This window comes from Pseudomonas palleroniana, assembly GCF_003031675.1.
Classification (GTDB): Bacteria; Pseudomonadota; Gammaproteobacteria; order Pseudomonadales; family Pseudomonadaceae; genus Aquipseudomonas; species Aquipseudomonas palleroniana.
Window position 1 is genome coordinate 79,420 of sequence record NZ_PYWX01000007.1, and the last position, 12,523, is coordinate 91,942.

Below are 12,523 nucleotides of genomic sequence, written 5' to 3' on the forward strand. Positions count from 1 at the left end.
GAATCCGATGCGAATGTGGTTTTTGAGTGCTGGCCTGGCCTTGATGTGCATGGCCCAGAACGCAGCGGCGGGTACAGTCCTGATCGTTGGCGATAGTATCAGTGCCGGTTTCGGCCTGGATACCCGCAAAGGGTGGGTCGCGCTGCTGGAGCAACGGCTCAAGCAGGAAGGTTTCGACGATAAAGTAGTCAATGCATCCATCAGCGGTGACACCAGCGCCGGAGGCCTGGCGCGGCTGCCGGCGGCGCTTGCAGAGCATAAGCCGGATGTCGTGGTTATCGAGCTGGGCGGCAATGACGGCTTGCGTGGCCAGCCTCCAGCGCAATTGAAACAAAATCTTGCATCGATGATCGACCAATCCAAAGCCGGTGGTGCCAAGGTGCTGCTGTTGGGGATGCAACTACCGCCCAATTACGGCCCGCGTTACACCACTGCATTCGCTGAGGTGTACGGCGTATTGGCCAAAGAGAAAAACGTGCCGTTGGTGCCGTTTTTTCTTGACGGCGTGGGCGGGCATCCGGAGTTGATGCAGGCGGATCAACTGCACCCGGCAGTCGGTGCCCAGGGCAAATTGCTGGAAAATGTCTGGCCGACGCTAAAACCGCTGTTATGACGCTTTTCTAGCGGCAGGCTTTCGGCTAATGTGGCGCCCCCCTGATTTGGAGCCCTTGATGTCGCGTCCTGCCTGGTCCCTGTTTAACTACCAACTGATCGAGCCGGACGAGCAGCTGGATCTGTTCGCCTGCCAGGAAGTCAGGGTGCATTTGGTGGCGCGCCAGCTGGAGTTGGGCGGCTCGATCGACCGTACGCTGTGCGGCACTTTGTTGCCCGCGCAACCCCGTTGGTCATCGGTGGACCGCTCGCTTTTTCAGGATCAGCGGCTTTGCCCCTTGTGTCGCGCCATTCTCGAATCGCAAAAGCGCGGCACGCCGCCGATCTGGCCGGAGCTGCGCTTCGAGCTGTAGCGGGGCGATGGATGCTTGACGCTCGCTTCACGTATACAATCAGTTTTTTCCTACCCGTCGTTCTGCGAAGGATTTCCCGGATGTTGTCGCGCCTTTCCGTCGTCACCTGCTGCCTGTCTCTCGCTGCTCTCTGTGCGGCCGGCCCGTCGGCAGCCTTGCAGTTGCCCTTGCCACCACCAGGTGAGGACATTGTTGGTCAGGTCCAGGTGATCAAGGCCAAATACGAAGATACCTTTGCTGACCTTGGCACTACCTACGACCTGGGCTATTCGGAAATGGTCGCGGCCAACCCGGGCGTGGATGCCTGGTTGCCTGGCGCGGGCACCGAGATTGTGCTGCCGACGCGGTTCATCCTGCCGCCTGGCCCTCGCGAAGGCATCGTGATCAACCTGGCGGAATACCGGCTCTACTACTTCCCCAAAGGGCAGAACGTGGTCTACACCTTCCCCTTGGGGATTGGCCGTGAAGGCTGGGGCTCGCCGATTGCCCATACCAGCATCATCGCCAAGACGCCGAACCCGACGTGGACACCGCCTGCCTCGATCAAGGCCGAACACGCCGCCAATGGTGACCCGCTGCCCAATGTGGTGCCCGCCGGTCCGGACAACCCGCTGGGGCCGTTCAAGTTCACCCTGGGCACGCCGGGCTATCTGATCCACGGCTCCAACATGAAATTTGGTATCGGCACGCGTACAAGCCACGGTTGCTTCCGCATGTTCAACAACAACGTGTTGGAAATGGCCAGCATGGTGCCGGTGGGCACCTCGGTACGTATCATCAACGATGCCTACAAGTTCGGCAGCAGCGGCGGCAAGGTCTACCTTGAAGCGCACACGCCGCTGAACGACGATGGCACGCCATCAGTGGTCGACAAGCATACTGCGGTCATCAATGCCTTGCTCAAGCGCGAAGACTTGGCCAACAACCTGCGGGTCAACTGGGATCAGGTGCGCGATGTGGTCGCCGCCGAAGATGGCCTGCCGACTGAAATCGGCGTACCGGGTGCCGCCCCGGTCGCCTCCAGCGCGCCGGTTGACTTGCAGCAGTAAGCCTCTGGACAAGCCCGCCATGGCCTTGGGTCATGGCGGGTTTTTTATTGCCGCAGGTTTTGGGCTGAATCCCAGGCAATAAAAAAGCCGACCCAAGAATGGATCGGCTTGATAACAACCCCGAAGGATTATTACTTGCGGCTTGCTTTTTCAAGCATGCGCAGAGCGCGCTCGTTAGCTTCGTCAGCAGTCTGTTGTGCTTTTTGAGCAGCAGCCAGAGCTTCATCAGCTTTACGGTAGGCTTCGTCTGCACGAGCCTGGGAGCGAGCTGCTGCGTCTTCAGTAGCAGTCAGACGAGCTTCGGTTTCTTTGGAGACGCTGCTGCAACCGGTAGCCAGAACTGCGGCCAGAGCCAGAGCAGAGAATTTCAGAACGTTGTTCATCGTGTTCCCCTTCAAGGACTTTCTATTAAATGGCTACTTTCTCAGAGTGAGCTGATAGCCGGCGTACATACTACCCATTACTTGTAGTAAGTAAACTGACGTAGCGCAAGAAGCAAAAAAAAATCTTGAGCTGCATCTCTTTTGGCTAATCTTTTTGACATCTGCATAAAAACTATCCAATTCTCTCCATCGCGATGGAGATTGGATCCAGGCTGAAAGCTACAGCCCGCATGTGTTAAGCCAAGTGAACAGGCGTGAATATATATATACAGGGTGACACTTTTGTACAGGTTGCCTTTAACCCGCCTCACATCTTTTGCGCATGTAGAGGTGACTTTAAGAGCGCCTGTTCGTCTCAAGCTTCAACTGCCGGCAATGTTCAGGCTTTCGATCATTGGTTGATCGAGGCCCTTTCTATATCCACCAGCAGCAAGGGATGACGTGTGCGCTTGAGCAATTGCCGCAATGGTGCCTACTATCTCCCTACGTGCTGGTTGTGAGCGCTATGGGTTTCTCGTTGTCGAAACCGGCACGGGGTGGCGTAGATGTTCCTTCGCCGGAAAAACATCGGTAAGGTAGGGTCGCAATTGCAGACCCGCGAGGAGTAGTGATGAGCGAGGCGTTGTCCATCCACCATGACCAGGCTGGTCATCAGTTCGAGACCAATGTGGACGGTCATCGTGCCTATCTGACCTACATGGACCTCGGAAAGCAGACCCTGGATATCTATCGCACCTTCGTGCCCAACGCATTGCGCGGCCGTGGCATCGCTGCCGCGTTGACCGAAGAGGCGCTGAAGTTCGCCGAAGAGGCCGGCTACACAGTGATCCCTTCGTGCTCTTACGTAGAGCGCTACATGGAGCGCCACCAGCGCCATGCCGCGAAGCTTTGAACCCTAAAACCGCACCATGAAAAACGCCGGGCTCAGCCCGGCGTTTTTGTGTGCGTCATGCAGTGTCAGGTGCGTTTGCGTTTGGGCAATACGTCCTTGAGCTTGGCGTGCATGCTGCGCAAGGTGGTCTCGGTAGCGGACCAGTCGATGCAGGCATCGGTGATCGACACGCCGTACTGCAGGTCGGCGAGGTCTTTTGGAATCGCCTGGCAACCCCAGTTCAGGTGACTTTCGACCATCAGGCCGATGATCGACTGGTTGCCTTCAAGGATCTGGTTGGCGACGTTTTCCATCACCAGCGGTTGCAGGGCCGGGTCCTTGTTGGAGTTGGCGTGGCTGCAGTCGACCATGATGTTCGGCTTGATCTTGGCCTTGTTCAGCGCCTGTTCGCACAGCGCGACGCTGACCGAATCATAGTTGGGCTTGCCGTTGCCGCCGCGCAATACCACGTGACCGTAGGCGTTGCCCTTGGTGGTCACGATGGACACGCCGCCTTCCTGGTTGATGCCCAGGAAACGGTGGGGGCTGGAGACCGACTGCAGCGCGTTGATCGCGACCGTCAGGCCGCCGTCGGTGCCGTTCTTGAAGCCCACGGCCGAGGACAGGCCGGACGCCATTTCGCGATGGGTCTGGGACTCGGTGGTACGCGCGCCGATGGCCGACCAACTGATCAGGTCCTGCAGGTATTGCGGCGAGATCGGGTCGAGGGCTTCGGTGGCGGTGGGCAGGCCCATCTCAGCCAGGTCCAGCAGCAACTGGCGACCGATGTGCAAGCCGTCCTGGATCTTGAACGAGTCATCCAGGTAAGGATCGTTGATCAAGCCTTTCCAGCCGACTGTGGTGCGCGGCTTCTCGAAATAGACCCGCATCACCAGATACAGGGTATCGGACACTTCGGCCGCCAGCACCTTGAGGCGCTCGGCGTACTCGTGGGCAGCCTTGAGGTCGTGGATCGAGCAAGGGCCGATCACCACGAACAGGCGGTGGTCGGTACCGTCGAGAATGTCACGGATGACTTCGCGGCCCTTGGTGACGGTCTGCAAGGCAGCGTCGCTCAGGGGGATTTCGCGTTTGAGCTGATCGGGCGTGATCAGGGTCTCGTTGGATTCGACGTTAAGGTCGTTGATCGGTAAATCAGCCATCGTGTTACTCGTCAGGGTCACGGTGCCGGCCGCCAGCCATCCCCGTGCGGCGGAGCACAGCATGATTTGAATGCAGGGGGAAGGAACCTTAGCGCGTATCACCGGCCCGCGACAATGGGCAAACTCCGCTTTAATCCAGCACAGGCTGCACAAAAGCCTCATGGGAGAATTCGACGGCATGGCGCGCAACCCACTCGTGGGCCATGGCTTCGTGCTGCGCAGGTGTCGGCTCGGCGTCTTCGTGCAAGCGGCAGTAGCGCTCGATCTGGCACACTTGTTCGCCCATCCGCGCACCGAACAAGGCGTGCTCATCAGTAAACGAGATACCGATACGGTAACCCTTTTCGACTTTGCGGCACCACGCCACGTAGCCCGGATAGCGGGCACTCGCGCCCAGCGACGGGATCCACAGATCCACCGCCGTGCCCTGGCGCCAGGCACGCGGATAATTGCACGCGACACCGCCCAGGCCGATAGTGTGCAGGCGTTGGCGGGGCATGGTGGGAGAGGGACGTTGGATCAACTCGACAGCGACATCATCAGGGTGAGGTAAAAAACGACCCATGTACACGGACTCCGAGCGCCGTCCCGTTGACGGCAGTGGCAGCAGTATAGTGAAGGAACTGGAATTGACCGACCTGGATATTGACCAGCAATTGCTGGGGTTGCCAGGTATTTCATTGGTGGTGTTCACCAGCGTCGGTTGTTCCAGCTGCCGCTTCGCACGTCAGCAGTTGCCCGGCTGGCACTTGCCGGTGGATCGCGTGTGCTGGGTGGATGCCGGGCACAACGGCGGCGCCGTCGAGCGCTACCAGATCTTTCATTTGCCCGCGTTATTCGTGGTGTGCGAGGGTCAGTTCCTGGGGCAGATACAGACGCGTCTTACGCGTGATGCCGTTGGCGATGCAGTAAAACAAGCCCTTACCCGTACTCCAGAGGATTTGCCATGACCGCAGTTGCACAGCCTTCCCCCCGCATTGGCATCATTGGTACCGGCGCCATCGGTGGCTTTTACGGCCTGATGCTGGCGCGCGCCGGCTTCGATGTGCACTTCTTGTTGCGCAGTGAATACGCCGCCGTCAGCGAGCATGGCTTGCACCTCAACAGCAAGGTGCATGGCAAATTGCATCTGTCTGCGGTCCAGGCCTACGCCCGCGCTGCCGATATGCCTGCGTGCGATTGGCTGCTGGTGGGGACCAAGTCCACTGGCAATGTGGACTTGGCCCCCACGCTCGTCCAGGTTGCGGCGCCGGATGCCAGGATTGTGCTGCTGCAAAATGGTCTGGATGTCGAAGACAGTTTGCGCGAGCACCTGCCGCCGTCGCTGCACCTGCTTGGCGGCCTGTGCTACATCGGCGTACATCGCTCCGGCCCTGGTGTCGTCGAGCATCAGGCATTGGGCCGGGTCAACCTGGGTTATCACAGTGGCGGTGCCGCCGACGATGAAGCCGGCCGGAAGGCCATCGTCGAAGAGGGCGCCGCGCTGTTTCATAAGGCCGGCATCGAGTCCCAGGCCATGGCCGACGTGCACCAGGCGCGCTGGCATAAGCTGGTATGGAACGTTCCCTATAACGGCCTTTCCGTGTTGTTGGGCACCGGCACCACGGCGTTGATGGCGGATGAGTCCAGCCGCGAATTGATCCAGGCGTTGATGGCCGAAGTGGTGCAGGGTGCCCGTGCTTGCGGGCATGACATTGCGGCGAGTTACGCCGACCAGATGTTTGCGATGACCGAAACCATGGATGACTATCTGCCCAGCATGTACCACGACCATGTGCACAAGCGCCCGCTGGAACTGGCGGCGATCTACGCCCGGCCGCTGGCGGCGGCAAAGGCCGCCGGTTGCGAGTTGCCACGAATCCAGGCGTTGTATCAAGCCTTGAGTTTTATAGATCGGCACAATCGCTGATTCGGGGGGAAACACCATGGCAAAAGGATTGGGCGACAAACTGGTGCTGGCGATTTCTTCACGGGCGCTGTTCGACCTGAGTGACAGCCACAAGGTCTACCTCACCGAAGGCGTGGAGGCTTACCGCAAGTATCAAATCGAGCACGAGGAAGAAACCCTTGAACCCGGCGATGCCTTCCCGCTGGTCAAAAAGCTGCTGAGCCTCAACGCCAGCCTGGGCCGTGCGCGGGTCGAGGTGGTGTTGGTGTCTCGCAACAGTGCTGACACCGGCCTGCGCGTATTCAACTCTATCCAGCATTACGGCTTGGATATTTCCCGCGCCGCTTTCGTAGGTGGACGTAGTCCGTATCCCTACTTGGCTGCCTTTGGTTGCCATCTGTTTCTTTCCACCCATGCCGACGATGTGCGCAGTGCCCTCGACGCCGGGTTTGCGGCGGCGACCATTCTTTCGGGCGGCGCGCGTCGAGCGTCGAGCGAGGAATTGCGCATCGCATTCGACGGTGATGCCGTGCTGTTCTCCGACGAGTCCGAGCGTGTGTACCAGGCTGGCGGCTTGGCAGCGTTTCAGGCCAACGAGCGGGAGTCGGCGCGCCAGCCTTTGCACGGAGGTCCGTTCAAAGGTTTCCTGGCGGCTCTCAATTTATTGCAGCGCGAGTTTGTCGACGAGGCGTGCCCGATCCGCACCGCGCTGGTCACGGCCCGCTCGGCGCCTTCCCATGAGCGGGTGATCCGCACGTTGCGCGAGTGGGACATTCGCCTCGACGAGTCACTGTTCCTAGGCGGCCTGGATAAGTCCGCATTTCTGGAGGCTTTCGCCGCCGATGTGTTTTTCGATGACCAGGCCGGTCACTGTGAGAGGGCCAGGGAGGTCGTCGCCACCGGGCACGTGCCCCATGGCATCAGCAATGAGTTGAAAATCCAGACCGAGAGCTGAGCCGAACTGCCCCGGGCGCTGCTAAGCTCATTCAATCTCCGCCATCCTGGCTGCCCAGGAGGTTCTATGATTCGTTCGATGCTGTACGCCACGGACCTCGGTCTCTATGCGCCTTATGTGATGCAACATGCGCTGGCACTGGCCCGAACGTTCAATGCCGATCTGCATGTGGTTCACGTGGTCGAACCCATGGGGCTGTTCGCCGAATCGGTGTTGCAGAGCTACCTTGATGAGCGGGCCTTGAGTGAGTGGCAGCGTCAGGGAGTGAACACGGTCATGGCGACGATCGAGCAACGGGTTCTGGACAGTTTTCGTGAGGAGTTGGGGGAAGGGGAGCAAGACCTGAAATTGATTCAATCGGTTCGAGTGATTCAGGGGGATCCTTGCGAAGTGATTCTCGACCAGTTGCGTAAACTTTCCGTTGATCTATTGATCGTAGGGAGTCACAGCGATGCAACCGCAGCGGCCACACCCCTTGGGCGAACCGCCGCAAGGGTGCTGCAGTTGTCGACAGTGCCGGTTTACCTGGTGCCATCGTTGCAGCGTCGCCGCAACGATGATATTTGATCGGTAAAGAATGATAAAAAGTTCTAGATTTATCGATCTGTCCTTTAATATAGTTATATACCGTCGCTGATACCCGTGGCGTCTATCTGCTTTGAGGGATACATATGAAGCTTCAACAACTGCGCTACATCTGGGAAGTGGCGCACCACGACCTCAACGTTTCCGCTACTGCTCAAAGCCTCTACACCTCGCAACCCGGTATCAGCAAGCAGATCCGCCTGCTCGAAGACGAGCTGGGCGTCGAAGTGTTCGCGCGCAGCGGCAAACATCTGACCCGCGTGACTCCGGCTGGTGAACGCATCATCACCACCGCCGGCGAGATCCTGCGCAAGGTCGAAAGCATCAAGCAGATCGCCCAGGAATTCTCCAACGAGAAGAAAGGCACCCTGTCGATCGCCACTACCCACACCCAGGCGCGGTACGCACTGCCGCCGGTGATCCGCGATTTCATCAAGCAATACCCCGATGTCGCCCTGCACATGCATCAGGGGTCGCCGATGCAGATCGCCGAAATGGCGGCTGATGGCACCGTTGATTTCGCTATCGCCACCGAAGCCCTGGAGCTGTTCGGTGACCTGGTGATGATGCCTTGCTACCGCTGGAACCGCTGCGTGGTCGTGCCTCAGGGCCACCCGCTGGCCAAGCTGCCGAAGCTGACCCTGGAAGCCCTGGCCGAATACCCGATCGTCACCTACGTGTTTGGTTTTACCGGCCGTTCCAAGCTCGACGAAGCCTTCAGCCACCGTGGCCTTACGCCCAAAGTGGTGTTCACCGCGGCCGACGCCGACGTGATCAAGACCTATGTACGCCTGGGCCTGGGCGTGGGCATCGTCGCCAAGATGGCGGTCGATACCAGCCTCGACAAGGACCTGGTGGTTCTCGACGCCAGCGAGTTGTTCGAGTCCAGCGTGACCAAGATCGGCTTCCGTCGTGGCACGTTCCTGCGTGGCTTCATGTGCGACTTCATCGAGAAGTTCGCGCCGCACCTGACTCGCGAGGTCATGGCCAAGGCGATCCAGTGCCACAACAAGCAGGAACTGGAAGAGCTGTTCGAGGGCGTGGAATTACCGGTTCACTGATACCGTCATTTGGCCTCGGTAACCGTAAAATGTTGCCGAGCGCCCGCCACCAGAATCTCCACCTCATCCCCTTCGAACTTGCCCAGCAGGCTTTTGCCCAAGGGCGATCGCGGGGTGATGACGGTCACCGGCTGCCCCACCACATCCACCTTCAAGCCTGCCCCATCCGGTGCCAGGAACAGCCATTGCTGGCGGCCATTCTCGTCTTCCAGGCCTAATAAGGCGCCGATTTCAATGCCACGCTGATCGTCATAGGCCCGCAGTGGCAGGTTCTGGCACAGCGACAGCGCTTGCTTGATTTCCTCGACGCGCCTGGCCTGGCCGGTTGCCAGGTAGGAGGCCTCCAGCCCAAGGGTGTCGTATTTGTTTTCTGCGATGTTTTCTTCGTGGGTCGCAGTTTCGTAGGCGGTCTGCGCGGCGCGCTGGGCAATGTCGAGGTCGACGCTGAGTTTTTCCAGGATCAACGAGTGAACGGCGTGTTTATTCATGGGCAGTGGGGTCATTCGCAAAATTGCAGGACATTGGCCCGGCTCTTTTCATTGGGAGCGTTCTGATCTTGCTGCAACCAGAACTGGCATTTGGGGTTGTTCAGGTTGCGCACATTGTTGCGGGCCTGGTCCAGGGATTGCTGCTGTTCCTGTTTGCGCAGGTTGTCGGTGTATTGCTCGAACATACGGTTCGGCGGCTCGGGTGTGACGACGGCAGGTTTGCCTAATTGTTGAACGGCCTGGGCGACCGGCGCCAGGCTCTGCGGGAACAGATAGCGCGATGTCAACCAGCTCGTCAGCACGATGGCGACAAACCCCAGCCATACACCAAACGCGATGGCGACACTGAGCTTGAACAGTGGCAGCGAACGATCAGACATGATGGACTCCTGGCGGGCATTGATGGCGTGGCGACGATTGTCGCACAGCCACTGTGCAGAATAATCGCGATCAAGCCTTCTGCATTGGCGCATTTATGCGGACAATCGAGCCTTTGAACGTTGGAGCCCGGAATGAAAGCCCGCTGGGATATTTTTTGCAGTGTCGTCGACAACTACGGCGACATCGGCGTGACCTGGCGCCTGGCCCGGCAACTGGTGGTGGAGCATGGGTGCGAAGTATGTTTGTGGGTTGATGACCTGCGGGCCTTCGAGCGCATGTGCCCTGAGATTGATGTGCGGTCGCCGCAGCAATGGCAGGACGGCGTCGAGGTGCGCGACTGGCCGGCCGACTGGCCCGGCGCTCCATCTGCCGATGTCGTGATCGCCGCTTTTGCCTGCCAATTGCCGCCGGCCTACATGGAAGCCATGGCCGAGCGCGAACGCGTTCCGCTGTGGATGAACCTGGATTACCTCAGTGCCGAAGAGTGGGTGGTGGGTTGCCATCGCCTGCCGTCGGTGAAGTTCAAGGGCGTGCAGAAGTATTTCTTCTTCCCCGGTTTTCGCCCGGGAACAGGCGGTCTTTTGCGCGAGGCAGGGTTGCTGGAGCAGTGCCAGGCTTTTCAACAAGATGTGCCGGCGCAACGACAATTCCTGCAGACCCTGGGAGTGTTTCCGGCAACTGATGCGCGATTGATCTCGCTGTTTGCCTATGAAAATGCCGGGTTGGCCAGTTGGCTGGACGTGTTGGCGACGGACGGGCGTGCCACTCATCTATTGGTGCCGGAGGGCCGCATCCTCGGCGATGTGCAACGTTGGCTGGGGCTGGAGGGCCTGGCAGCAGGTGATATTCATCAGCGCGCGGCCCTGACCGTGCAGGTGTTGCCGTTCGTGCGCCAGGAACAATATGACCGCTTGCTGTGGTGCTGCGACTTCAACGCGGTGCGCGGCGAAGACTCGTTCGTGCGGGCGCAGTGGGCGGGGCGGCCAATGCTTTGGCACATTTATCGCCAGGATGAAGACATCCACCTGGATAAGCTCGACGCCTTCCTGCAGTTGTACACCGCCGCCTTGTCACCGGCAGCCAGTGCTGCCGTAGTAACACTTTGGCAAGCCTGGAACGCTGATGGCGATATGGCACAGTCGTGGAAAATGTTGCTGGAGCACTGGCCGGAAGTGAACCAGCACGCGCAAACTTGGTGTCTGGAACAGGGCTTGCAGGCCGATCTTGCGACGGCGCTGGTACAGTTTTATGAAAGTTGGATATGATACGCCACCTTGAATTTTGTAAATCCCATCCAAATTTCGGATATCTGCAATGAAAACTGGTAAAGAACTGAAACCCGGTACCGTGATCCGTATCGACAACGACCCTTGGTTGGTTCAGAAAGCTGAGTTCACCAAGTCGGGTCGTAACAGCGCGATCATGAAGACCAAGCTGAAGAACCTGCTGACCGGTTACAAGACTGAAACTGTCTACAGTGCCGACGACAAGCTGGACGACGTGATCCTCGACCGCAAAGAAGCGACCCTGTCCTTCATCAGCGGCGACACCTACACGTTCATGGACACCACCGACTACACCATGTACGAGCTGAACGCTGAAGATATCGAAGCCGTTCTGCCGTTCATCGAAGAAGGCATGACCGACGTTTGCGAAGCGATCTTCTTCGAAGAGCGCCTGGTTTCCGTAGAGCTGCCGACCACTATCGTGCGTAAGGTTGCCTACACCGAAGGTTCCGCTCGCGGCGACACTTCGGGCAAGGTAATGAAGCCTGCCAAGCTGGCTAACGGCACCGAACTGCAAGTAGCCGATTTCATCGAAATCGACGACATGATCGAGATCGACACCCGTGAAGGTGGTTCGTACAAAGGTCGCGCCAAGAAGTAATTCTGGCTACCTCGATACGAAAAAAACCCGACTTTGAGTCGGGTTTTTTGTGGGCGTCTATAAATCAGACGGTTACGTGCAGGCGTACGTCGACGTTGCCGCGAGTGGCGTTGGAGTACGGGCAGACTTGATGCGCGGCGTCGACCAGGCTTTGCGCATCGTCCTGGGCCAGGCCCGGCAGGCTGATGTGCAGGTCGATGTCCAAGCCGAAACCACCGGGGATTTGACCGATGCCGACGTGGGCGGTGATCGACGCGTTATCCGGAACCTTGCGCTTGGTCTGGCTGGCGACGAATTTCAGCGCGCCGATAAAGCAGGCCGAGTAACCGGCGGCGAACAATTGCTCAGGGTTGGTGGCTTGGCCGCCAGCACCGCCCAGTTCCTTGGGGGTGGAGAGTTTGACGTCGAGGATGTTGTCGCTGGAGACGGCACGACCATCACGGCCGCCGGTGGCGGTGGCTACTGCGGTATAGAGCGTTTGCATGGCGTTTCCTCTTTGCTGTTAGCGCTAATTGTTTTCGCGCTAAGTAGTTGGTGAGATGAATGTATAGCGCTAATGTTTAGTGCGCAAGTTAAATTTATAAATTTTTTATGCCCAACCTCAAACCATTGTGGGAGGGGCAAGCCCTAATGCCAGTCAGTTAAAGGGTGGGATGTGGAGCACATCATCTGTAGTGAGCGGGCTTGCCCCGCGCTGGGTGGCGTAGCCGCCCCAAACCCAGGCACCTCGGTCCTCCTGAAATACCGCGGCGTCTTTGTTGGGGCGGCTACGCCACCCAGCGCGGGTGTAGAACCGTAGACATCGTTTACATCTGAAACCGGGGACATCGTTTACACATTTGAAGCT

At 58.7% G+C, this 12,523-nt stretch carries 17 protein-coding genes; 11 read left to right on the plus strand and 6 right to left on the minus strand.

The annotated features are described in order from the left end of the window. The first annotated feature begins 7 nt into the window (after positions 1-7). From C9383_RS02230 to C9383_RS02240, 3 genes are all read left to right on the plus strand, one after another. Complete coding sequence (locus C9383_RS02230; protein WP_012722978.1) at positions 8-613, plus strand: arylesterase; 606 nt, start codon at positions 8-10, stop codon at positions 611-613. Between the two features lie 58 nt (positions 614-671). Continuing rightward, entirely contained in the window at positions 672-965 is a 294-nt protein-coding gene (locus C9383_RS02235; protein WP_060753251.1) for a hypothetical protein, read from the plus strand. 80 nt (positions 966-1,045) lie between these two features. Next, positions 1,046-2,014, plus strand: a complete 969-nt coding sequence (locus C9383_RS02240; RefSeq protein ID WP_060753252.1) for a L,D-transpeptidase family protein — start codon at positions 1,046-1,048, stop codon at positions 2,012-2,014. Between the two features lie 131 nt (positions 2,015-2,145). Here C9383_RS02240 and oprI read toward each other — a convergent pair whose 3' ends face one another. After that, positions 2,146-2,397 (minus strand): outer membrane lipoprotei OprI, encoded by a 252-nt coding sequence (oprI, locus tag C9383_RS02245; RefSeq protein ID WP_003172710.1) that lies wholly within the window; start codon positions 2,395-2,397, stop codon positions 2,146-2,148. Between the two features lie 610 nt (positions 2,398-3,007). Between oprI and C9383_RS02250 the strand changes: the two genes are divergently transcribed. Further along, positions 3,008-3,289, plus strand: coding sequence for a GNAT family N-acetyltransferase (locus tag C9383_RS02250; RefSeq protein WP_003189869.1), 282 nt, complete (start codon positions 3,008-3,010; stop codon positions 3,287-3,289). A gap of 65 nt (positions 3,290-3,354) precedes the next feature. Here C9383_RS02250 and C9383_RS02255 read toward each other — a convergent pair whose 3' ends face one another. Both C9383_RS02255 and C9383_RS02260 read right to left on the minus strand, forming a co-directional pair. Then, entirely contained in the window at positions 3,355-4,431 is a 1,077-nt protein-coding gene (locus C9383_RS02255; RefSeq protein WP_060753323.1) for a 3-deoxy-7-phosphoheptulonate synthase, read from the minus strand. 130 nt (positions 4,432-4,561) lie between these two features. Further along, positions 4,562-4,996 (minus strand): PilZ domain-containing protein, encoded by a 435-nt coding sequence (locus C9383_RS02260; RefSeq protein ID WP_060753253.1) that lies wholly within the window; start codon positions 4,994-4,996, stop codon positions 4,562-4,564. Between C9383_RS02260 and C9383_RS02265 the strand changes: the two genes are divergently transcribed. From C9383_RS02265 to cysB, 5 genes are all read left to right on the plus strand, one after another. After that, positions 4,995-5,381 (plus strand): YbbN family protein, encoded by a 387-nt coding sequence (locus tag C9383_RS02265; RefSeq protein WP_090366031.1) that lies wholly within the window; start codon positions 4,995-4,997, stop codon positions 5,379-5,381. The two genes, C9383_RS02260 and C9383_RS02265, sit on opposite strands and share 2 nt — an antisense overlap. Next, the gene (locus C9383_RS02270; protein ID WP_090366029.1) at positions 5,378-6,340 is read left to right on the plus strand and encodes a putative 2-dehydropantoate 2-reductase; all 963 of its coding nucleotides are present in this window, start codon (positions 5,378-5,380) and stop codon (positions 6,338-6,340) included. Before C9383_RS02265 ends, C9383_RS02270 begins: the two co-directional genes overlap by 4 nt. Before the next feature lie 16 nt (positions 6,341-6,356). Then, complete coding sequence (locus C9383_RS02275) at positions 6,357-7,274, plus strand: 5'-nucleotidase (RefSeq protein ID WP_090366028.1); 918 nt, start codon at positions 6,357-6,359, stop codon at positions 7,272-7,274. Positions 7,275-7,340: 66 nt separating this feature from the next. Next, positions 7,341-7,841 carry a universal stress protein gene (locus C9383_RS02280; RefSeq protein WP_060753257.1) on the plus strand — a complete coding sequence of 167 codons (501 nt, stop codon included), beginning with the start codon at positions 7,341-7,343 and terminating at the stop codon, positions 7,839-7,841. A gap of 104 nt (positions 7,842-7,945) precedes the next feature. Continuing rightward, positions 7,946-8,920: an HTH-type transcriptional regulator CysB gene (gene cysB / locus C9383_RS02285; RefSeq protein WP_060753258.1), complete on the plus strand. Its 975-nt coding sequence runs from the start codon at positions 7,946-7,948 to the stop codon at positions 8,918-8,920. A 5-nt stretch (positions 8,921-8,925) separates the two neighbouring features. Here cysB and C9383_RS02290 read toward each other — a convergent pair whose 3' ends face one another. After that, positions 8,926-9,408, minus strand: a complete 483-nt coding sequence (locus C9383_RS02290; protein WP_090372223.1) for a GreA/GreB family elongation factor — start codon at positions 9,406-9,408, stop codon at positions 8,926-8,928. A gap of 11 nt (positions 9,409-9,419) precedes the next feature. After that, positions 9,420-9,788 (minus strand): hypothetical protein, encoded by a 369-nt coding sequence (locus C9383_RS02295; RefSeq protein ID WP_090366026.1) that lies wholly within the window; start codon positions 9,786-9,788, stop codon positions 9,420-9,422. 132 nt (positions 9,789-9,920) lie between these two features. Between C9383_RS02295 and earP the strand changes: the two genes are divergently transcribed. Both earP and C9383_RS02305 read left to right on the plus strand, forming a co-directional pair. Further along, the gene (gene earP, locus C9383_RS02300) at positions 9,921-11,054 is read left to right on the plus strand and encodes an elongation factor P maturation arginine rhamnosyltransferase EarP (protein WP_090366025.1); all 1,134 of its coding nucleotides are present in this window, start codon (positions 9,921-9,923) and stop codon (positions 11,052-11,054) included. Between the two features lie 49 nt (positions 11,055-11,103). Further along, a complete protein-coding gene (locus tag C9383_RS02305; protein ID WP_016975379.1) occupies positions 11,104-11,676 on the plus strand; it encodes an elongation factor P in 573 nt (190 codons plus the stop codon). Positions 11,677-11,740: 64 nt separating this feature from the next. On the opposite strand, the gene C9383_RS02310 is transcribed toward C9383_RS02305, so the two are convergent. Further along, complete coding sequence (locus tag C9383_RS02310; protein ID WP_060753261.1) at positions 11,741-12,160, minus strand: organic hydroperoxide resistance protein; 420 nt, start codon at positions 12,158-12,160, stop codon at positions 11,741-11,743. Positions 12,161-12,523 lie beyond the last annotated feature (363 nt).